The organism is Pseudomonas sp. S1_G07 (genome assembly GCF_054668565.1).
On sequence record NZ_CP162778.1, the window covers coordinates 1,550,924 to 1,572,113 of the forward strand.

Below are 21,190 nucleotides of genomic sequence, written 5' to 3' on the forward strand. Positions count from 1 at the left end.
AAAGCTTTTCTGATTCACGTAAGTCTAAATGTGGGAGCAGGCTAGCCAGTTCTCACAAGGGATTGCGGTGTCAGTTACAGGCGGAAGCGCCCGACCATTCCATTCAAATCCACCGCCAGGCGCGACAGTTCACTGCTTGCAACGCTGGTCTGGCTGGCGCCGGTGGCCGATTGCACCGACAGGTCGCGGATATTCACCAGGTTGCGGTCCACTTCCCGCGCGACTTGCGCCTGCTCTTCGGCAGCACTGGCGATCACCAGATTGCGTTCGTTGATCTGGACGATTGCGGTGTTGATAGTATCCAGCGACATCCCGGCGCCTTTGGCGATGTTCAGCGTTGATTCCGCGCGCTCGGTGCTGTTGCGCATCGAATCCACCGCATGTTCGGTGCCGGCCTGGATGCTGCCGATCATCCGCTCGATCTCGCTGGTGGACTGCTGAGTGCGATGGGCCAGGGCCCGTACTTCGTCGGCCACTACCGCAAAGCCACGCCCGGCTTCACCGGCGCGGGCCGCCTCAATCGCGGCGTTGAGGGCCAGCAGGTTGGTCTGGTCGGCCAGGCCGCGAATCACGTCCAGGACCTTGCCGATATCACGGGACTCATTGGCCAGGTCGCCAATCAGCGTGGCGGTGGCCTGCACGTCGCTGCTCATGCGCTCGATGGCGCTGACGGTTTCCTGCACCAGGTCACGGCCGTCTCCGGCAGAGGTGGTGGCGTTGCGCGAGGCTTCGGAGGTGCTCACCGCATTGCGCGCGACTTCTTCGACGGCGCTGGTCATCTCATTGACAGCGGTCGCCGCTTGTTCGATTTCGTTGTTTTGCCGGGTCAGACCGCGGGCGCTCTCGTTGGTGACGGTGTTCAGCTCTTCCGCCGCAGAAGCCAATTGGGTGGCGGAACCAGCGATGCGTTGCAGAGTGTCACGCAATTTGTCCTGCATCTTGGCCATGGCCGCCAGCAGGCGACCGGCTTCGTCGTTGCCGTCGACCTTGATCGGGCGCGTCAGGTTGCCTTCAGCGACTTCTTCGGCCGCTTCCAGCGCCTGGGCGATCGGCAGGGTGATGCTGCGGGTCAGCAACCAGGCGAACAGCATCGTCAGCGCTGTCGCTATCACCAGTAGGCCAATCACCAGGTCAAAGGCCATGCTGTACCGGTCTTCAGCCTCTTGATTGGTGGCAAGGGCCGCTTTGTTGTTGTAGTCCAGCAGGCGATTGAGCACCGTGTTGACCTGATCGGCGTTGCTCACCATCTCAGTGTTAAGCAAGGTGCGCAGTTCGTCGGTCTTGTTGGCGCTCGACAGGCTTTTCATGCGCGCTTCAATCTGCTGGTACTGCGTGAGCAGACGTGTGTATTCGTCGTAGATCGAACGCTCTTCACTGCTGTCGATCAGTTTTTCGTAGGCGTTCTGGGCGGCGCGAATCTGCTGGTTACGCAGTTCGAAGGCTTCCAGGGTTTTCTGCAGAACCTCCGGCTCACGGTTGGTGAGCAACCGGTAAGACAGCACGCGCAAGCGCAGGGTCAGTTGGGTGAATTCGTCGAGGGCACGGATGCTTGGCACGCTGGACTGGGTGATGTCTTCGGTTGCGCCACGGATCTTGCTCATTTGGTTGAGGGCGAACACACCCAGAAACAGCATGAGTGCACCAATCAACGCAAAGCCGAGGAAGGCCCTCGGAGCGATATTCATATTACGAAGCGACATGCTGGAATCCTGGGGGAGGCGCGATCCGTGCGGCCGTGAGACTGTGTGTACCTCTCTATCGGTCGTACGACTAAAGTCTAAAGGAGGCTGTGCGTTTTTGTCGCACCTGACCAGGTGTTGGGCCGATTCAGGAACCAGATGGGGGAAATGCAGTCACTAAGGCTCGAAAGCGTGGCTCGCCCCTTGAAAATCAGGGCCGCGCGCCGGGGATAACCCTGGCTTCCGAGGTGAATTTTCTTTATCGTCACCGCCCTTTGAAAAAGCAAGAGAAATCAAAATGTTAGAAGCATCCCTCAGCCAATTGGAACAACTGGTCAGCGACCTGGTACAGCAGAATCAAGACCTGTTGGGCCGCAACGAATCCCTCAAGGCGGAACTTGCCAGCGCCAAGGATGAGAACGACAGCCTGCAACTGAGCCTGATGGAACAGGAAGAAAAGCACGGCGCTACCGCCGCCCGTATTCAAGCGTTGGTCGAGCGCGTGAGCGCAGGTCCTGTCGGCGCATGAGTGAAGGGATAAAGGTCGTTTCGATTCTCGGAGAGGATTACTCGATCAAGGCGCCGGCAGGCGAAGACAAAACCCTGATGCACGCCGTGACCATGCTCAAGGCCTCCCTGGCCACTACCAAGAAAAAGTACCCGACCCTGATTGGGGACAAATTATTGGTATTGGCGGCGCTGAACCTGTGCGCCGAGCAGATCGAAATGCAACAGGCGCACCAAGAGGAACTCGACCGTTACCAAGAGCAAGTAAGCGCCACGGTCGAGGTGATTTCCAAGGCGATCGGGCCTTAGAACCACGCATCCTGCATGCCCAGGCACGTGTCATCACGAGCCTCCAGAATCGCCAGTTCATGATGGCAGCCCGGTACTTCCCAGGTCAGGAAGTAGCGGGCGGCCTGGAGTTTGCCTCTATAGAAGGCCACATCCGCCGCATTGCCTTTGGCCAGCCCTTCTTCGGCGCGAATCGCTTGTTCCAGCCAGCGCCAGCCAATCACCGTATGCCCGAATACCTTCAGGTACAGCGCCGAGTTCGCCAGGCTGCTGTTGACCTTGCCCTGGGCCAGATCCGTCAGCAGGCCAAGGGTGACTTGTTGCAGGCGTGCCACCAACTGTTCCAGCGGTTCTCTTAATGCGGTGAGGGATGGGTAGTGATGCGCTCGTGCGCCCGTCTCGGTGATCAGGCGGATCAATTGTTTCAACCCCGCGCCACCGTTCTGCGCCAGTTTGCGCCCCAGCAGGTCCAGCGACTGGATGCCGTGGGTACCCTCGTGAATCGGGTTCAGGCGGTTGTCGCGGTAGTACTGCTCTACCGGGTACTCGCGGGTGTAGCCATGGCCACCGAGGATCTGGATCGCCAGTTCATTGGCTTTGAGGCAAAACTCCGATGGCCAGGATTTGACGATGGGGGTGAGCAGGTCCAGCAGTTCGTGGGCCTGTTTACGTTCGGTTTCGCTTTCCAGCGTGGTGGTGTCATCGAACAGGCGCGCGGCGTACAGGCCCAGGTCGAAGGCGCCTTCCACGTAGGCTTTTTGTGTCAGCAGCATGCGCTTGATATCGGCGTGCTGGATGATCGAGACCGGCGCGGTGCTCGGGTCCTTGCTGTCGGGCAGGCGACCTTGCGGGCGTTCGCGGGCGTATTCCAAGGAGTACAGGTAGCCGGCGTAACCGAGCATCACCGCACCCATGCCCACGCCGATACGGGCCTCGTTCATCATCTGGAACATGCAGCTCAAGCCTTGATGCGGTTTGCCCACCAGATAGCCAATGCAGTTACCGTTATCGCCGAAGTTCAGGGCGGTGGAGGTGGTACCGCGCCAGCCCATCTTGTGAAACAGCCCGGCCAGCAGCACGTCGTTGCGCTCGCCCAGGCTGCCATCATCGTTGACCAGGAATTTGGGCACGATAAACAGCGAAATACCCTTCACCCCGGCGGGTGCATCCGGCAGTTTGGCCAGCACCATGTGCACGATGTTTTCCGACAGCGGGTGATCGCCGCCGGAAATGAAGATTTTGTTGCCCTTGAGGCGATAGCTGCCGTCAGCCGCAGGCTCTGCGCGCGTACGAATATCCGACAGGGAGGAACCAGCGTGGGGCTCGGTCAGGGCCATGGTGCCGAAAAAGCGTCCGTCGATCATCGGCTGCAGGAAGCGTTGCTTTTGCTCTTCGGTGCCGAAACTTTCGATCAGGTTGGCCGCCCCCATGGTCAGGAACGGATAGGACGTGGACGCCGCATTGGCCGATTGAAAGTGCGCAAAACAGGCCTGGGACAGCAAGGTCGGCAGCTGCATGCCGCCAGCGTCGAAACTGCGCGCTGCGTTGAGGAAGCCGGCTTCAAGGAAGGCGTCCACGGCCGGTTTGACGTCGGGGATCAGGATCGCCTGGCCGTCTTCATAGCGCGGTTCGTTTTCGTCATTCTTGCGGTTATGCGGTGCGAAGTATTTTTCGGCGATATTGCGCGCGGTACTGATGGCGGCATCGAAGGTTTCGCGGTTGTGCTCGGCAAACCGCTCGCGCTGGGTCAGGCCCTCGGCATCAAGGACTTCATACAGCTCGAAAGCCAGATTGCGGGAACTGAGCAGCGTCTCGGACATGGCGGATTACCTTTTGAGGAGTATGCCGCAGTCTAGGAGCGCTAATAAAAATCGGGAAGGAAGATAGATAGGGGTGATGGGGCGGCACAAGTTGCAAGCCTCAAGCTGCAAGTAAGAGCTGCGTGCCTTTACTTGTAGCTTGTAGCTTGTAGCTTGTAGCTTGTAGCTTACAGCTTGCCGCCGCTGCTACCCATTGCGTCCGGCAGCAGCAGTATTAAGCCGCAAGCTGCAAGTAAGAGCTGCGTGCCTTTACTTGTAGCTTGTAGCTTACAACTTGCCGCTGCTGCTACCCAATAGTCATCAGGCTGGCATTGCCTCCGGCAGCAGCAGTATTAACGCTCAACGCCCGCTCGATCACCAGACGCTCCAGGGCAATCGCCGTTTCGCCTTGGGATAAGCCATGCAGGCCGACAATCGCACCGCCGCGCTGGGCCACTTGCTGGCACACCGCGCGCAGTTGGTCGGAGTCGCCATGGTGCAGGACGGCGTCGAACACTACATCGTCCTTGGTCCAGTCAGCCACGCGCTTGATCTTCGCCTGAATCTCCTTCGGCAAGCGTGGGAACAACGCCTTGGCCAGGTCGGTTTCCGGCCATACCGCCGAACCGCCTACCGCCAGTACCGCAGCCAGTTGGGTCAACAGGTCGCCTTCCACTTCCGCCAGGCACAACACATGCTCGCGCGGCAGGATGGCGTAGCTGTTGCGTTCGCCGGTCGGGCCGGTCAACTGACGGGTGATGCCGCTCTGCGATTGCGCGGCAAACCGCGTGCACAGCGCGCTCAGTTCGCTGAACTGGTGGCTGTCGGCCCAGGTTTTCAGGGCGGTCAGCGGTTGGCTCATCGCATCACGCAGGCGCACGTCCGGTGCCGTCAACTTGTCGCCACGCACGAAGGATTGTTCGATCGCATCGGTAGGGCGGGTCGACAGCAGGCGGTACAGGTACAACGGGCCACCGGCTTTCGGGCCAGTACCCGAGAGGCCTTCGCCGCCGAACGGCTGCACGCCGACCACGGCACCCACGATGTTGCGGTTGACGTAGACGTTACCGGCATTGACGTTGTCGATCACCTTGGCGATGGTCTCGTCGATGCGCGTGTGCACGCCCAGGGTCAGGCCGTAGCCGGACGCATTGATTTGCGCGATGAGCTGATCGATTTCCTTGCGCTTGTAGCGCACCACGTGCAGCACCGGGCCGAAGATTTCGCGTTGCAGTTCGTCGAAGCTTTCCAGCTCGATCAGCGTTGGCATCACGAAGGTGCCGCGCTTGATCTCGTCACCATCGGCAATCGCCATCTGGTACACAGTGCGGCCTTTGTCGCGCATGGCCTGGATGTGTTTCTCGATGCCGGCCTTGGCTTCGGCGTCGATCACCGGGCCAATATCCACCGACAGACGCTCCGGGTTGCCCAGGCGGCATTCAGCCATGGCGCCCTTGAGCATTTCGATCACGCGGTCTGCCGAATCTTCCTGCAGGCACAGTACGCGCAGGGCCGAGCAGCGTTGGCCGGCGCTGTCGAACGCCGAGGACACCACGTCGATAACCACTTGTTCGGTGAGTGCCGAGGAATCCACGATCATTGCGTTCTGGCCGCCGGTTTCGGCGATCAGCGGGATCGGACGGCCCTGGGCATCCAGGCGGCCGGCGACATTGCGTTGCAGCAGGCGCGCCACTTCGGTGGAGCCGGTGAACATCACGCCTTTGACACGCTCATCACCTACCAGGCGGGCACCGACGCTTTCGCCCTGGCCCGGCAGCAGTTGCAGCACGCCTTGCGGAATGCCGGCTTCGATCAGGATGCGTACAGCTTGTGCGGCGACCAGCGGGGTTTGCTCGGCAGGCTTGGCCAATACCGGGTTGCCGGCAGCCAATGCCGCCGCGACCTGGCCGCTGAAAATCGCCAGGGGGAAGTTCCACGGGCTGATGCAGACCACCGGGCCCAATGGGCGGTGGGCGTCATTGGTGAAGTCGTTGCGGGCCTGCACCGCGTAGTAACGCAGGAAGTCCACGGCTTCACGCACTTCGGCGATGGCATTGGCGAAGGTCTTGCCGGCTTCACGGGCCAGCAGGCCCATCAGTGGCTGGATCTCGCCTTCCATCAGGTCGGCGGCACGCTCCAGGATTGCGGCGCGTTCGGCGGGCGGGGTGGCCTGCCAGATCGGCCCTGCGCTGATGGCGCACTGGATCGCGTTATCGACGTCTTCGATGGTGGCTTCCTGTACATGGCCCACCACATCGCGCAGGTCAGACGGGTTCAGCACCGCTGCCGGAGTTTGTTCGCTGGTGGCGCAACCGAGCATCGGCGCGGCTTTCCAGTTGTTGTGTGCGGTGGCCAGCAGGGCGCACGACAGCGATGCCAGGCGGTGCTCGTTGGCCAGGTCGATACCGGCCGAGTTGGCGCGGTCGCTGCCGTACAAGTCACGCGGCAACGGGATACGCGGGTGCGGCAAGCCGAAGCCGCCTTCCTGCGTGGCCATTTGCTCGATGCTGGCCACTGGGTCGGCCACCAGCTCCTGAATGGAGATGGACTGGTCGGCGATCCGGTTGACGAACGAGGTGTTGGCACCGTTTTCCAGCAGGCGACGCACCAGGTAGGCCAGCAGTGTTTCGTGGGTACCGACCGGTGCGTACACGCGGCATGGACGGTTCAGCTTGCCCTCGGAAACCTTGCCTACAACCTGTTCGTAAAGCGGCTCGCCCATGCCATGCAGGCATTGGAACTCGTACTGACCGGGGTAATAGTTCTGACCGGCGATATGGTAGATAGCCGACAGGGTGTGGGCATTGTGCGTGGCGAACTGCGGGTAGATGACTTCCGGCACCGACAGCAGCTTGCGTGCACAGGCAATGTAGGAAACGTCGGTGTACACCTTGCGGGTGTACACCGGGTAGCCTTCCAGGCCTTCAACCTGGGCGCGCTTGATTTCGCTGTCCCAGTACGCGCCTTTTACCAGGCGGATCATCAGGCGATGGCGGCTGCGGCGTGCCAGGTCGATCACATAGTCGATCACGTACGGGCAACGCTTCTGGTAGGCCTGGATCACGAAACCGATGCCGTTCCAGCCGGTCAGTTGCGGCTCGAAGCACAGGCGTTCGAGCAGGTCCAGGGACAGCTCCAGGCGGTCGGCTTCTTCGGCGTCGATGTTCAGGCCGATGTCGTATTGCTTGGCCAGCAGGGTCAGGGACAGCAGGCGCGGGTACAGCTCGTCCATCACACGTTCGTACTGTGCACGGCTGTAGCGCGGGTGCAGTGCCGAGAGCTTGATGGAGATGCCCGGGCCTTCATAAATGCCACGGCCGTGGGAGGCTTTACCGATGGAATGAATCGCTTGCTCGTACGAGGCCAGGTACTTCTGGGCGTCGTGTTCGGTGAGTGCGGCTTCACCGAGCATGTCGTAGGAGTAGCGGAAGCCCTTGGCTTCGAACTTGCTCGCGTTGGCCAGGGCTTCGGCGATGGTTTCGCCGGTGACGAATTGCTCGCCCATCAGGCGCATGGCCATGTCGACGCCCTTGCGGATCATCGGCTCGCCGCTCTTGCCGATGATGCGGCTCAGGGATGAGGTCAAACCCGCCTCGTTGTGCGTGGCGACCAGCTTGCCGGTCAGCAGCAGGCCCCAGGTTGCGGCGTTGACGAACAGCGATGGGCTGTTGCCCAGGTGCGGCTGCCAGTTGCCAGTGCTGATCTTGTCGCGGATCAGCGCGTCACGGGTGCCTTTGTCCGGGATGCGCAGCAGCGCTTCGGCCAGGCACATCAGCGCCACGCCTTCCTGGGACGACAGGGAAAATTCTTGCAGCAGGCCCTGAACAATGCCTGCACGACCGCCAGCGCTCTTCTGATTGCGCAGTTTCTCGGCAATCGAGGCGGCCAGCTTGTTGGTGGCTTCGGCCATCGGGGCCGGCAGGCGGGCCTGCTCGATCAGCATCGGCACCACTTCCGGCTCGGGGCGACGGTAAGCGGCGGTGATCGAGGCGCGCAGGACCGACTGCGGCAGGATGCTCTCGGCGAACTCAAGGAAGCACTGGTGCGCATGATCGGCCTGGACCTCGCCTGCATCATCAGCGTCTTTGCTGCTCAAGCCATTGAGCTCGGTCAGGGTTGCACCACCCTCGAGTTTCTCCAGGTAATTGAAAATTGCCTGCTTGATCAGCCAGTGCGGTGTGCGATCAATGGAGGCCGCGGCAGCCTTAAGGCGTTCGCGGGTCGGGTCGTCAAGTTTGACCCCAAGGGTGGTCGTCGCCATTTTCTTATCCTCATGGGTGCCACTACCGAGTGGCATCAGCTGGCGGCAAGATTAGCTTTGCCCATGAGCAGGTGCAACCGGGTGCAACCCTTTTTGTTCATGAAATTTTAGACGCTTCATCGGAAAAAAACCGGCCTTCGACGAAATCCGCTGCGCGTTGGTGCATTTGCTTCTGAGATCGGCTGTTTTTGCTCCGAAAAGGAGCAAAAACAGGGTGTTTTCTGGTATTTACGCTCAGGTGCAACTTATTCCCCAAAAACTGGTTGCACCTTATTTGCTTTGTTGAATAGCATTCGCGGCCAAGGTGCAACCATTCCGGAAGCGGGGGTTCATCGGCTGACGGCTTTCCTGGGGAAACGTCAGTCATAAATGCGCGGCACGCAGCTACGCTTACCTACTGACCAGACTGATCAGTAGGTAGCCGTCTGACAGACCGCCGCTACATAAAAACAAAGCCAGGGCGTAACTCCTATGAGCGTTAGCAATCCCACCCTGATCACGTTCGTGATCTACATCGCAGCAATGGTGCTGATCGGCCTGATGGCCTATCGCTCCACCAACAACCTTTCCGATTACATCCTCGGCGGTCGCAGCCTCGGTAGCGTAGTGACGGCGTTGTCCGCCGGTGCTTCGGACATGAGCGGCTGGTTGTTGATGGGCTTGCCTGGCGCTATCTACATGTCCGGCCTGTCGGAAAGCTGGATCGCCATCGGCCTGATCGTCGGTGCTTACCTCAACTGGCTGTTCGTGGCCGGTCGCCTGCGGGTACAGACCGAGCACAACGGCGACGCCCTGACCCTGCCGGATTACTTCTCCAGCCGCTTTGAAGACAAAAGCGGCCTGCTGCGGATCATTTCCGCTGTCGTGATCCTGGTGTTCTTCACGATCTACTGCGCATCCGGCATCGTGGCCGGTGCCCGTCTGTTCGAAAGTACCTTCGGCATGTCCTATGAGACAGCGCTGTGGGCCGGTGCCGCGGCGACGATTGCCTACACCTTTATCGGTGGTTTCCTGGCAGTGAGCTGGACCGATACCGTGCAGGCCACGCTGATGATCTTCGCGTTGATCCTGACGCCCATCATCGTGCTGCTGGCCACCGGTGGCGTCGATACCACCTTCCTGGCCATCGAAGCCAAGGACCCGACCAGCTTCGACATGCTGAAAAACACCACCTTCATCGGCGTGATCTCGCTGATGGGCTGGGGCCTGGGTTACTTCGGCCAGCCGCATATCCTCGCGCGTTTCATGGCGGCGGATTCGGTGAAGTCGATCGCCAAGGCACGTCGCATCTCCATGACCTGGATGATCCTGTGCCTGGCCGGTACCGTGGCTGTGGGCTTCTTTGGTATCGCCTACTTCTCGGCGCACCCGGAAGTGGCAGGGCCTGTGACCGAAAACCCTGAGCGTGTGTTTATCGAGCTGGCAAAAATCCTCTTCAACCCCTGGGTTGCCGGTGTGCTGCTGTCGGCGATCCTCGCGGCCGTCATGAGCACCCTGAGCTGCCAATTGCTGGTGTGTTCCAGTGCCCTGACTGAAGATTTCTACAAAGCCTTCCTGCGCAAGAATGCCTCCCAGGTTGAGTTGGTGTGGATCGGTCGTCTGATGGTGCTGGTGGTCGCTCTGATCGCCATCGCCATGGCTGCCAACCCGGAAAACCGCGTGCTGGGCCTGGTCAGCTACGCCTGGGCCGGTTTCGGTGCTGCGTTCGGCCCTGTGGTGCTGATCTCGGTGATCTGGAAACACATGACCCGCAATGGCGCACTCGCCGGTATCCTGGTTGGCGCGATCACCGTGATCGTGTGGAAGCACTTCTCGTTGCTGGGCCTGTATGAAATCATTCCAGGCTTCATCTTCGCCAGCCTCGCGATCTACATCGTGAGCAAGCTGGGCGCACCGACGGCCGGCATGGTCGAGCGTTTTGATGCAGCGGAAAAAGACTACAACCTCAACAAGTAATTCGTCGGGTGTGAAGCACCCGCTGAGTTAAAGAAAAGGCCCGCGTCCTATGGATGGCGGGTCTTTTTTTGCGTGTGATTCGAGGCGGTCTGAAGAAGATTCAGGCACCCGTGCGTAGGGTTTTACTGATTTGTTAGGCGAGTGCTCAGCAAGGCGAAACCGTGGTGCAGAATCTTCCGCCCACCCCTCGCAGAGAAACACCGGATGTTCGCTCCTGCCAATCAAAGTGCCTTCACCCTGACCCTTGATGGGGTTGCCAGTGACCTCAAGGTCTACCGCTTCAACGGTAATGAGGCGCTCAGCCAGCCCTACTGTTTTGACCTTGAACTGGTCGGTGAGCTACCCGATCTTGACCTGGAAAGCCTGCTGCATCGCCAGGTGTACCTGGGTTTCGATGATCAGGGGCATGGCGTCCACGGCCTGGTTTACCGCGTGGCGCAGGGGGATTCCGGGCGGCGCCTGACGCGCTATCAGCTCAGTCTTGTGCCGCAGTTGGCGTATTTGCAGCACAGCAGCCACCAGCGGATTTTCCAGCACAAAACGGTGCCGCAAATTGTCGCGCTGGTGTTGGCGGGGCAGGGCATTCAGGGCGACCAATTTGAATTTCGCCTGGGCGGCACTTACCCCGAACGCGAGTATTGCGTGCAGTTTGGCGAAACCGATCTGGCGTTCATTCAGCGTCTGTGTGCCGAGACGGGGATTCACTATCACTTCCAGCATTCGCCCGAGAAACATCTGCTGGTGTTTGGTGATGACCAGACGGTGTTCGCACAAGCCGATCAGCCAACCCCCTATAGGCCCGGTTCCGGAATGGTGGCGGATACCCCGGCGATCAAGCGCTTTGCCGTGCAGTTGCAAACCCGGACAACGGCGGTAAACCTGCGCGATTACGATTGGCGCAAGCCGGGCCTCGAGCTGGAGAGTGGCGTCGTCGGCGAGCAGCTGCCGGCACTCGAGGAGCAGGCCTATCCCGGTCATTTCTCCGATCGGCCATACGGTAAATACCTCGCGCAACGCGGTCTGGAGCGGCACCGCAGTGACTATCAGATCGCCCGTGGCGAGGGTGACGAGCCCGCATTGGTCAGTGGTCGGTACCTCGCGTTGAGCGGGCACCCGCGTGAACAATGGAACGACTTGTGGCTGGTGACCCACGTGACTCACGAGGGTAAGCAACCCCAGGTGCTGGAGGAAGCGGTAACCGAGGTCGATGGCGGGGATTTTCGTCAGGGGTATCGCAACACCTTTATCGCCGCACCGTGGGACGTGATCTTTCGCCCGCCCCTGCCCGATCAGCCGCGCCCGATGCTCTCAGGTTATCAACATGCAGTGGTGACCGGCCCTGCCGACAGCGAAATCCATTGCGACGAATACGGCCGGGTCAAAGTGCAACTGGCCTGGGATCGCGCCGCGGAGCACAACGATCATTCCAGTTGCTGGCTGCGGGTCGCCAGCGGTTGGGCCCACGACCGCTACGGCTCAGTGCTTATTCCGCGAGTGGGCATGGAAGTGCTGGTGGGGTTCGTGAACGGCGACATGGATATGCCACTGGTGATGGGCTGCCTGCCTAACGCCGCGACGCCAGTGCCCCTGGATCTGCCTGCGGACAAAACCCGCAGCATCTTCCGCAGTCAGAGCAGCCCCGGCGGCGGTGGCTACAACGAGCTGCGCATCGAAGACCGCAAGGGCGCCGAGGAAATCTACCTGCGCGCCCAGCGCGATTGGACCCAGCATGTGCTGCATGACCAGCAGGTGCAGGTCGATAACCAGCGGCGGGTGAGGGTGGGCGGCGAGTCACACCATGAGGTGCGGGGCGAAGAACAGCGCATCACCCATGGCAATCGCCTGACTGAACTCAAGCAGGACGATCACGTGGTGGTGGGTGGCTCGCAGCAGATGCGGGCCGGACGGACCATTGAGCTTGGTGCCGGGCAAAGCGTGGTTATCGACGCGGGCGCCAGCGTGACGATTCAGGCCGCAGGGCAGTCGATCACGCTGTCGGCGGCTGGGATTTTCAGCAGTGTGCCGATTCAGGTGGGTGGTGGGCCCGCGGCAGGGGCGTCGCCGTTGCTGCCTGGCGTGAAGGAGAAACTGCTGGGGCTGATTCCTGCGCCGCTAAGTCGGGTGCAGGTAGCCAGCTTGAAACGCAGCGCACCGTTTTGCGAAGAGTGCGAACGCTGCAAGCACGGGCAGTGCGATATCCCCCATTCCGTTCACTCTTAAAAGGAATTGACCGCTGATGTCTCGACCTTTGACCCCCGGCGCCTGGCTCGCACAAGTCCCCCTGCGCCCAGATGAACAGCTCTACGTGGTACTGGGCAATGCCAGCGACGCCAAACCGCTTGCCGCATGGCAAGCCATGGCGGCGGGGGCGCCACCGCAATCGATCTGGGCAGGCACGGCCTATGCCGGGTGGGATGAAGTGACGCCTTGCGTGGGGATCGTCGAGCCGGACAGTGCCTTCCTCGACTGGGCGGCAGCCACTGAGGCCACGGATTGGGGGTGGCTGGCGGTATCGTCCAGCCCGCTGGAAACCATCGTCGCTCACCTGCAAAGCCTGACCAAGGTGCTGCTTCCCGATGGACAGGAGGTGTTCCTGCGCTTCTGGGATGGCGCTCAGTTTCTGCCAATTGTGCAAAACCTGGGCGACGAGACGGGAGCGATATTGCCGGTGTTCCAGCGTTATCTGATCAATGGCCAGCCACTGACGGTGACGGTTGCGCAGGTTGCGGCTGCCCGCACCAGCCCATGGTGGCGAGTGCCGGCATCGTTGCTGGAACAGCTGGCAGGACACTCACCGCACATCTTGATCGACAACCTGCTGCAATGGCTGCAAGAGCAGCGTCCGGACCTGTACACCGCGTTTACGCCGGCGACCTTGCAGCACAAGGTCGCCTGCTTCGTGCGCAGGCCGGCCGTGAGTCATGAGGCATTGGCCGATTACCTGGTCTCAGAACTGAGCTGAGCGCAGTGCCTGCTGCAGATCGTCGATCAGGTCTTCAATCGCCTCGATGCCCACCGACAGGCGGATCATCTCTGGCTTCACCCCGGCCTTGGCCTGTTCCTGCTCGTTCATCTGGCGATGAGTGGTGGAGGCCGGGTGGCAGGCCAGGGACTTGGCATCACCGATATTGACCAACCGCTTGAAGATTTGCAGGGCATCGTAGAAACGCACGCCGGCATCAAAGCCGCCCTTCAAGCCGAAGGACAGTATCGCGGAGGGTTTGCCTTGCAGGTACTTCTGCGCCAATGCGTGATGCGGATGATCCGGCAGCCCGGCATAACTGACCCACTCCACGGCAGCGTGATCTTGCAGGAACTGCGCAACCTTGAGGGCGTTCTCGGTGTGGCGCTCCATGCGCAGGGCCAGGGTTTCCAGGCCTTGCAGCAGCAGGAACGCATTCATCGGCGCCAGCGCGGCACCGGTATTGCGCAACGGCACGGTACGGGCGCGGGCGATGAAGGCAGCGGGGCCGAATTTTTCGCTGTAGACCACGCCGTGATAGGCCGGCTCGGGGGTGTTGAGACCGGGGGATTTTTCCGGGTATTGGGTCCAGGGGAAGGTGCCGCTGTCGACGATCACGCCGCCCAGGGAGTTGCCATGGCCGCCGATGTACTTGGTCACCGAGTGCACCACGATGTCTGCGCCGAATTGGATGGGCTTGCACAGGATCGGCGTCGCTACAGTGTTATCCACCATCAGCGGCACGCCACGGGCGTGGGCCACGCTGGCGAGGGCTTCGAGGTCGACGATATTGCCCGCCGGGTTACCGATGCTTTCGCAGTACACCAGCTTGGTGTTGTCGTCGATCAGCTCGGCGATGGCCTCGGCGCTGTCGTCGCGGGCAAAACGTACATCCACACCAAAACTCGGCAGCAAGTGGGCGAACAGGGTGTAGGTGCCGCCGTAGAGCTGCGGGGTGGTGACGATATTGTCACCGGCACGGGTGAGGGTCTGGATCGCATAGTGGATCGCCGCGCTGCCGGCCGACACAGCCAACGCTGCGATACCGCCTTCAAGGGCAGCAATGCGTTGCTCCAGCACATCGTTGGTGGGGTTCATGATGCGTGTGTAGATATTGCCGGGTACGTCGAGGTTGAACAGGTCGGCACCGTGCTGGGCATTATCGAATTCGAAGGCGACATTCTGGTAGATCGGTACGGCGACGGCCTTGGTGGTCGGGTCCGACTTGAAGCCGTGATGCAGTGCGATGGTGGCGTCTTTCATGATGGTTATTGGCCTCCCTGGAGAATGGATGGCCACAATAAATCCACCTTGGTACCGCCATTTAGATTTTTTTCAGCCGGCCGCCTGTCTTTACGGCATAAGCACCGCCTGGCACGCAGCCCTGCACCTTTGCCCGCGTAGAAGGTAAACTTCGCCCCCTGCGCAGGAGCAACCATGAATTATCGTCACGCCTTTCACGCCGGCAACCACGCCGATGTCTTCAAACACCTGACCTTGACCCGCCTCATTGCCCTGATGTCGCGCAAGGAGCAGCCGTTCGCCTACCTCGACACCCACGCCGGGATCGGGCTGTACGACCTGCAAGGCGACCAGGCCAACCGCACCGGTGAATACCTGGAAGGCATCGCGCGCCTGTGGGGCGAAAGCGACCTGCCGCCGCTGACTGCCGATTACATGCGTGTGCTGCACGAGATGAACCCGGATGGTCAGTTGCGCTACTACCCAGGCTCGCCGGAGCTGGCGCGGCGCCTCACGCGCCCGCAGGATCGCGTGTTGCTCAATGAGAAACACCCGGAAGACGGCGTGTTGCTCAAGGACAACATGAAGGGCGACCGCCGGGTCAAGGTACACCTGGGCGAAGGCTGGCATGTCCCGCGTGCTCTGCTGCCGGTACCGGAAAAACGTGCGTTGATGCTGATCGACCCGCCGTTCGAGAAACTCGATGAAATGCAGCGCTGTGCCGCCTCCCTCAAGGAAGCGGTCAGCCGCATGCGCCAGACCGTCGCGGCCATCTGGTACCCGGTGAAGGACCAGCGCATGCTGCGTCGCTTCTACCAGGACCTGGCCGGCACCGGCGCGCCGAAATTGCTGCGTGTGGAATTGCTGGTGCATCCACTGGACACACCCAACACTCTGACTGGTTCGGGCCTGGCGATTGCCAACCCGCCGTGGGGCCTGGAAGAGGAATTGCGCGAGCTGCTGCCGTGGCTGTCCAAGAAGCTTGGCCAGACCCAGGGTGGGTGGCAGATGGATTGGCTCATTGCTGAGTAGTTGCAAGCTGCAAGCTACAAGCTACAAGAAAAGCGCTCCAGCTCTTACTTGCAGCTTGCAGCTTGAAACTCAAAGCTCCGATCCTCAGATCGGACATGTCACGCCTGTACCCCCGATCCCGCAGTAGCCCTGCGGGTTCTTTGCCAGGTACTGCTGGTGATACGCCTCGGCGAAATACACCGTCGGGGCTTCGTCGATTTCCGTGGTGATCTCACCCAGGCCGGCCTTGCTCAGCTCTTGCTGATAAGCCTCGGCACTGGCCTTCGCCGCCGCCAATTGCTCAGGCGTGGTGGCATAAATCACAGAACGATACTGGCTGCCGATGTCATTGCCCTGGCGCATGCCCTGGGTAGGGTTGTGCAATTCCCAGAACATCTTCAACAGGTCTTCGTATTTCACTTTAGCCTGGTCGTACACCACCAGCACCACTTCGCTGTGGCCAGTCAGGCCCGAGCAGACTTCTTCATAGGTCGGGTTTGGCGTGTAGCCGCCGGCGTAACCGACCACGGTGCTGACCACGCCGTCGCGCTCCCAGAACTTGCGCTCCGCGCCCCAGAAGCAACCCAGGCCGAAGATCGCGAAGCCTACGTCGTCCGTGAACGGGCCGAGCAGCGGGTTGCCATTGACGAAGTGTGTCTCTGGCAGGTTCATCGGGGTTTCACGACCAGGTAACGCTTGTTCTTGAGTAGGCAGCACGTTTTTGTTCACCAGAATTTCCGAGCGCAAGACCATGATCCGTCCTCTCGTCAGGTTGAGTAACAGTAAAAATTCAGACAGCCAGTGTGCCCGAGTGTTACAGCGCTGTCAGGCGATTGGCCCGCGAGGGTAGCGTTTAAGCTTCTCAAGCAGCTCTGCGCCGGGGATCGGCCGGTCGAACAGGTAGCCCTGGCCCACATCGCAGCGATGCCGGCGCAGGAACGCCAGCTGTTCGGCGGTTTCGATGCCTTCGGCCACGACCTTGAGCTTGAGGTTGTGGGCCATGGCGATCACGGCCGAGGTGATTTCCATGTCGTCCTGGTTGTCCGGGATTTCATGGATAAAGCTGCGATCGATCTTAATGATGTCGATGGGGAATTTTTTCAAGTAGCTCAGCGACGAGTAACCGGTGCCGAAGTCATCCATGGCCAGGGTCAGGCCGAAGCTCTTGAGCTGGTCCAGTTGCTGGCGCGTGTCTTCGGTGGCTTCCAGCAGCAGGCCCTCGGTCAACTCAAGTTCCAGCAGGTTGGCCGGCAATTGTTCTTCCTTGAGGATGGTGGCAATCGAGGCCACCAGGTCCGGGTCGGAGAACTGCTTGGGCGACAGGTTGATCGCCACTTGCAAGTTGCCCATGCCGGCCGCGCTCAGTTGCTTGCTCATGCGGCAGGCCTGGCGCGCGATCCATTTGCCGATGGGGATGATCAGCCCGGTTTCTTCGGCCACGCTGATGAACTGGTCGGGGCGGATCATGCCCTTTTCCGGGTGGTTCCAGCGCAACAGCGCTTCCATGCCCAGCAAGCGGCCGCTGCGCAAGCACAGCTTGGGCTGGTAGAACACGTCCAGCTCGTTCTGGGTCAGGGCGCGGCGCAGATTGTTTTCCACGAACAGCTTGTAGCTGGCTTCGGCGTTCAGCGCTTCGGTAAACACTTGCACCTGGTGTTTGCCGTTGGCCTTGGCCTTGTGCAATGCCAGGCCGGCGTTGCGCATCAGGGTTTGCGGGTCACGGCCATGTAACGGTGCGCAGGCCAGGCCCACGGAGCCCGTGACGCTGATCAACTGGTTGTCGACGAACATCGGTTTGTCGAGGGTCGCCAGTAACTGGCTGGCGACCTGCTGGCCGCTCTCCAGGTCGGTGTCGTCGAGCAATACCGCAAACTCGTTACTGGCAAAGCGCGCGAGGCTGCCGCCGGAACTCAGGCTGTTGCGCAGGCGACGGGCCAGGCTGATCAACAGCTTGTCGCCGGTCTGGTGGCCAAGGCTGTCGTTGATGCGCTTGAAGTTGTCGATGTCCACCAGCAGCAGGCTGATCGGGCTGTCGCTGTCGCGGGCAAACCGTTCGTCGAGGTTGCGGATGAACGCCGGGCGGTTGCCCAGGTTGGTCAGGTTGTCGGTGTAGGCCAGACGCTCGATACGCTGCTGGGCCAGTTTGGTCTGGGTGATGTCTTCGTAGATGCCGATGTAGTGGGTCAGCTCTCGGTTGTCGCCATACACCTTGGAGATCGACAGTTGCCCCCAGTAGGGTTCAAGGTTCTTGCGCCGGCTTTTGAATTCACCCTGCCAGCTGTTGCTCTTGGCCAGGCTCGACGGCGCGTCGAATAGCAACTCACTGAGGTTCTCCAGCGCCGGCAATTGCGCCAGGCGGTGGCCGTGGACTTCTTCGGCGCTGTATTGGGTAATCGCGGTAAAGCTGGGGTTGACGTACTCGACCACGCCGTCGCAATTGACCAGCAGAAAGGCGTTGGCGCTTTGCTCCACGGCGCGCTGGAACAGGTGCAGAGCGCTGGTGGCGGTACGGCGCTTGTGGTTGTTGATCACTTGCGCAAATTGGTCTGCCAGCTCGCCGGCAAAGGCAATCTCATCGGCCTGCCAGGCGCGCTCGCTGCCACTCTGCTCCAGGCACAGTACGCCGACCACCTGGCCGTCGACGCGGATGCTCGCATCGAGCATGGCATGCACGTCCTTGGTGTGCAGGTTCTCGGCCATTTCGCGGGTGCGCGGGTCGCGCATGGCGTTGGTGGCGTCGATGGCGCGGCTGCTGTGCAAGGCTTCCAGGTAATCCGGGAAGCAGCTTACGTCAATGGGCTCAGGCAGACGGTGCTGCTGATCGTCGCGGTGGTAGGCCGAGATCGGCACCAGGCGCTGGCCTTCAAGGTTCCAGATGCTGGCGCAGTCGATCTGGTAGATGTCGCAAGCACTGCGGGTAATCAGCTCGGCGGCTTCCTGCAGCGAATTGTTGGCGGTGTAGCGCTGGCGGGCCAGCAGCAGGATCAGTTCCTGCTGGGCGCGTACGCGCTCCAGGTGTTGCAATTGTTCCTGCTGCGCGCGCTGGTTGAGTTCCAGGGCGATCTGCAGGCGGCTGTTCTGGCTTTCCAGCTCCGCCGTCGGGACAGGCAGGGGGATTTCGTTGAACAGGCCGTCGACCACCATCAGATAGCCGCGCAGCAGGTGGCGATTGTGTTGTTTATAGGCTTCGCCCATCTCCAGCAGGCTCAGGGGGCCGTCATTGGTGTGCAGGGTGTAGCGCACCAGGTAGTGAGGGCTCTGGGTCAGTTGTTGCTGGATGGCATCGTGCAACTGATAGCGCGCCTGGGGCTCCATCAGGCTGGCGAAGGGGGTGCCGAGCAGGGCGCACAACTCGACCGCCGACAGGCCGAATTGGCGCTCGCAATTGGGGTCGAGGTACAGAAGGGCCCAGCTTGCCTCATTAAGCCGCTCGAAACGCAGCATACCGAGGCGCGAAGGCACCGGTAACTGCGTCACTACCTCGGCCGCCGTTCGGGCGGCATCGGGTTGGCTTTTCATGGGGGAAACTCACTTGAAATAACGCGCACGGCGCCGGGCTTGCGCCCTCTTTTCTGTTGCCAGCGGCAAGGTTGCATCATGCGGCACAGCCTGACAAGAGAGGATGAAGGCTAAGTGCTATAAGGGTGTTATCGGCTGCCGGAACGTTTTCTACAGTCAGGGTGACGGAAGGTGTACAAACCTGTTTTGTTTGTAAAATTTACTGCTCGAAACCCAGGCAAAAAAAGCCCCGCCAAGTGGCGGGGTTGAGGTACGAGCGTGGCGCTCGGAAATCGGTACAACCAGGCCTCCCGACAGGGAGGCCTGTGCAGGCTTACAGCAGAATGGTGCGAATGTCGTTCAGCAGTTGGCTCAGGCGCTGGGTAAAGCGTGCAGCTGCGGCGCCGTTGATCACACGGTGATCGTAGGACAACGACAATGGCAGCATCAGCTTCGGCTGGAACGCTTTACCGTCCCAGACTGGCTGGATGGTGGCCTTGGAAACACCCAGGATCGCCACTTCCGGCGCGTTGACGATTGGCGTGAAGCCGGTACCGCCAATGTGCCCGAGGCTGGAGATAGTGAAGCAAGCGCCTTGCATGTCGTCTGCGGTGAGCTTCTTGTCGCGGGCTTTGGCGGCCAGCGCAGCGGCTTCGGCCGCCAGTTGCAGCAGGCTCTTCTGGTCGACGTTCTTGATGACCGGTACCAGCAGGCCATCCGGGGTGTCGACCGCAAAGCCGATATGCACGTACTTCTTGCGAATGATCGCCTTGCCGCTTGGCGCCAGAGAACTGTTGAAGTCCGGCAGCTCCTTGAGCAGGTGTGCACACGCCTTGAGCAGCAGTGGCAGCACGGTCAGCTTCACGCCGGCCTTCTCGGCCACGGCTTTCTGCGCAACGCGGAAAGCTTCCAGGTCGGTAATGTCGGCCTGGTCGAACTGGGTCACGTGCGGGATGTTCAGCCAGCTGCGGTGCAGGCTCGACGCGCCGATTTGCATCAGGCGGGTCATCGGCACTTCTTCGGTTTCGCCGAAGCGGCTGAAGTCCACGACCGGGATCGGCGGGATGCCCGCGCCGCCCGTTGCAGCGCCGGCAGCCGGAGCTTCCTTGGCTTTCTGCATCATGGCCTTGACGTAGACCTGCACGTCTTCCTTCAGCACGCGACCGTGCGGTCCAGTAGCCGACACAGCGTTCAGCTCGACGCCGAATTCACGCGCCAGTTGGCGTACCGCCGGGCCGGCGTGAACCTTGGCGCCGCTTGGCGCAGGTGCGGCAGCAGCAGGGGCCGGTGCGGCCTCGGCTTTTGCAGCCGGCGCAGGGGCGGCGGCCGGTGCAGCTTCAGCTTTTGCAGCAGCCGGAGCGGCGGCGGGTGCTGGAGCGGCAGCCGGTGCGGCGCCTTGGACTTTCAGCTTGAGGATGAAGTCGCCAGTGCCGACTTCGTCTTCCAGCTTGACCGCGATGCTTTCCACCACGCCGGCCGCCGGCGATGGGATTTCCATGGAGGCCTTGTCGGACTCCAGGGTGATCAGCGACTGGTCGGCTTCGACGGTGTCGCCGACCTTGACCAGCAGCTCAATGATCTTGGCCTTGCCCGACGAACCGATGTCCGGGACGTGAATGTCCTGAACGGTGGCGGCAGCCGGAGCAGCGGCCGGGGCGGCTGGAGCTTCGGCAGGTTTTTCAGCGGGTGCGGCGGCGGCCGGGGCAGCAGCAGGAGCGGCCGCCGCAGGGGCCGCATCGGCGGCACCTGCGATTTCCAGCTCCAGCAGTTCGTCGCCTTCTTTCAGGCGATCGCCCAGCTTCACTTTCAGGCTCTTGACCACGCCGGCCTTGGGAGCAGGGATTTCCATGCTCGCCTTGTCCGATTCCAGGGTCAGGATGCTCTGGTCGGCTTCGACAGTGTCGCCAACCTTCACAAACAGCTCGATTACTTCACCTTCACCGCTGCCGATGTCAGGTACGCGAATGAGTTCGCTCACAAAAGTCTC

Annotated in this window: 13 protein-coding genes; 6 read left to right on the forward strand and 7 right to left on the reverse strand. The window is 61.1% G+C overall.

The genetic code is table 11. The features are described from left to right. Positions 1-74: 74 nt before the first annotated feature. Positions 75-1,700, reverse strand: coding sequence for a methyl-accepting chemotaxis protein (locus AB4O05_RS07110; RefSeq protein WP_460164857.1), 1,626 nt, complete (start codon positions 1,698-1,700; stop codon positions 75-77). Positions 1,701-1,977: 277 nt separating this feature from the next. On the opposite strand from AB4O05_RS07110, the gene AB4O05_RS07115 reads away from it, so the two are divergent. After that, on the forward strand, positions 1,978-2,208 hold the full coding sequence (locus tag AB4O05_RS07115) for a hypothetical protein (RefSeq protein ID WP_248077257.1): 231 nt from the start codon (positions 1,978-1,980) through the stop codon (positions 2,206-2,208). Beyond that, positions 2,205-2,495, forward strand: coding sequence for a cell division protein ZapA (locus AB4O05_RS07120; RefSeq protein ID WP_460131982.1), 291 nt, complete (start codon positions 2,205-2,207; stop codon positions 2,493-2,495). Before AB4O05_RS07115 ends, AB4O05_RS07120 begins: the two co-directional genes overlap by 4 nt. On the opposite strand, the gene AB4O05_RS07125 is transcribed toward AB4O05_RS07120, so the two are convergent. Further along, entirely contained in the window at positions 2,492-4,294 is a 1,803-nt protein-coding gene (locus AB4O05_RS07125) for an acyl-CoA dehydrogenase (RefSeq protein WP_460131981.1), read from the reverse strand. The genes AB4O05_RS07120 and AB4O05_RS07125 overlap by 4 nt on opposite strands. Positions 4,295-4,580: 286 nt before the next feature. Next, the gene (gene putA / locus AB4O05_RS07130) at positions 4,581-8,534 is read right to left on the reverse strand and encodes a trifunctional transcriptional regulator/proline dehydrogenase/L-glutamate gamma-semialdehyde dehydrogenase (protein ID WP_460131979.1); all 3,954 of its coding nucleotides are present in this window, start codon (positions 8,532-8,534) and stop codon (positions 4,581-4,583) included. 471 nt (positions 8,535-9,005) lie between these two features. Between putA and putP the strand changes: the two genes are divergently transcribed. The 3 genes from putP to AB4O05_RS07145 all read left to right on the forward strand — a co-directional run bounded on the left by putP (position 9,006) and on the right by AB4O05_RS07145 (position 13,452). Beyond that, positions 9,006-10,490 (forward strand): sodium/proline symporter PutP, encoded by a 1,485-nt coding sequence (gene putP, locus AB4O05_RS07135; RefSeq protein WP_460131978.1) that lies wholly within the window; start codon positions 9,006-9,008, stop codon positions 10,488-10,490. A gap of 204 nt (positions 10,491-10,694) precedes the next feature. Further along, positions 10,695-12,710: a type VI secretion system Vgr family protein gene (locus AB4O05_RS07140; protein ID WP_460131977.1), complete on the forward strand. Its 2,016-nt coding sequence runs from the start codon at positions 10,695-10,697 to the stop codon at positions 12,708-12,710. A gap of 16 nt (positions 12,711-12,726) precedes the next feature. Next, entirely contained in the window at positions 12,727-13,452 is a 726-nt protein-coding gene (locus AB4O05_RS07145) for a DUF4123 domain-containing protein (RefSeq protein WP_460131974.1), read from the forward strand. Here AB4O05_RS07145 and AB4O05_RS07150 read toward each other — a convergent pair. Next, positions 13,438-14,715 (reverse strand): O-acetylhomoserine aminocarboxypropyltransferase/cysteine synthase family protein, encoded by a 1,278-nt coding sequence (locus tag AB4O05_RS07150; RefSeq protein ID WP_460131972.1) that lies wholly within the window; start codon positions 14,713-14,715, stop codon positions 13,438-13,440. The genes AB4O05_RS07145 and AB4O05_RS07150 overlap by 15 nt on opposite strands. A 174-nt stretch (positions 14,716-14,889) precedes the next feature. Here AB4O05_RS07150 and AB4O05_RS07155 point away from each other — a divergent pair, with 174 nt between their 5' ends. Then, positions 14,890-15,726: a 23S rRNA (adenine(2030)-N(6))-methyltransferase RlmJ gene (locus tag AB4O05_RS07155; protein ID WP_016975658.1), complete on the forward strand. Its 837-nt coding sequence runs from the start codon at positions 14,890-14,892 to the stop codon at positions 15,724-15,726. Positions 15,727-15,810: 84 nt separating this feature from the next. Here the strand turns inward: AB4O05_RS07155 and msrA are convergent, their stop codons facing one another. The 3 genes from msrA to aceF form a co-directional block, all read right to left on the reverse strand. Then, on the reverse strand, positions 15,811-16,458 hold the full coding sequence (gene msrA, locus AB4O05_RS07160; protein ID WP_460131969.1) for a peptide-methionine (S)-S-oxide reductase MsrA: 648 nt from the start codon (positions 16,456-16,458) through the stop codon (positions 15,811-15,813). A gap of 72 nt (positions 16,459-16,530) precedes the next feature. Beyond that, the gene (locus AB4O05_RS07165) at positions 16,531-19,224 is read right to left on the reverse strand and encodes a putative bifunctional diguanylate cyclase/phosphodiesterase (protein ID WP_460131968.1); all 2,694 of its coding nucleotides are present in this window, start codon (positions 19,222-19,224) and stop codon (positions 16,531-16,533) included. A gap of 313 nt (positions 19,225-19,537) precedes the next feature. Further along, complete coding sequence (gene aceF / locus AB4O05_RS07170; RefSeq protein ID WP_460131966.1) at positions 19,538-21,181, reverse strand: dihydrolipoyllysine-residue acetyltransferase; 1,644 nt, start codon at positions 21,179-21,181, stop codon at positions 19,538-19,540. Positions 21,182-21,190: the final 9 nt, after the last annotated feature.

What these genes read in the sequence shown, in the direction of transcription:
- AB4O05_RS07150 (WP_460131972.1), bottom strand. Translation starts at nt 14,715, where the DNA reads ATGAAAGACGCCACCATCGCACTGCATCACGGCTTCAAGTCGGACCCG.
- putP (WP_460131978.1), top strand. Translation starts at nt 9,006, where the DNA reads ATGAGCGTTAGCAATCCCACCCTGATCACGTTCGTGATCTACATCGCA.
- AB4O05_RS07110 (WP_460164857.1), bottom strand. Translation starts at nt 1,700, where the DNA reads ATGTCGCTTCGTAATATGAATATCGCTCCGAGGGCCTTCCTCGGCTTT.
- AB4O05_RS07155 (WP_016975658.1), top strand. Translation starts at nt 14,890, where the DNA reads ATGAATTATCGTCACGCCTTTCACGCCGGCAACCACGCCGATGTCTTC.
- AB4O05_RS07120 (WP_460131982.1), top strand. Translation starts at nt 2,205, where the DNA reads ATGAGTGAAGGGATAAAGGTCGTTTCGATTCTCGGAGAGGATTACTCG.
- msrA (WP_460131969.1), bottom strand. Translation starts at nt 16,458, where the DNA reads ATGGTCTTGCGCTCGGAAATTCTGGTGAACAAAAACGTGCTGCCTACT.
- AB4O05_RS07140 (WP_460131977.1), top strand. Translation starts at nt 10,695, where the DNA reads ATGTTCGCTCCTGCCAATCAAAGTGCCTTCACCCTGACCCTTGATGGG.
- AB4O05_RS07165 (WP_460131968.1), bottom strand. Translation starts at nt 19,224, where the DNA reads ATGAAAAGCCAACCCGATGCCGCCCGAACGGCGGCCGAGGTAGTGACG.
- putA (WP_460131979.1), bottom strand. Translation starts at nt 8,534, where the DNA reads ATGGCGACGACCACCCTTGGGGTCAAACTTGACGACCCGACCCGCGAA.
- AB4O05_RS07125 (WP_460131981.1), bottom strand. Translation starts at nt 4,294, where the DNA reads ATGTCCGAGACGCTGCTCAGTTCCCGCAATCTGGCTTTCGAGCTGTAT.
- AB4O05_RS07145 (WP_460131974.1), top strand. Translation starts at nt 12,727, where the DNA reads ATGTCTCGACCTTTGACCCCCGGCGCCTGGCTCGCACAAGTCCCCCTG.
- AB4O05_RS07115 (WP_248077257.1), top strand. Translation starts at nt 1,978, where the DNA reads ATGTTAGAAGCATCCCTCAGCCAATTGGAACAACTGGTCAGCGACCTG.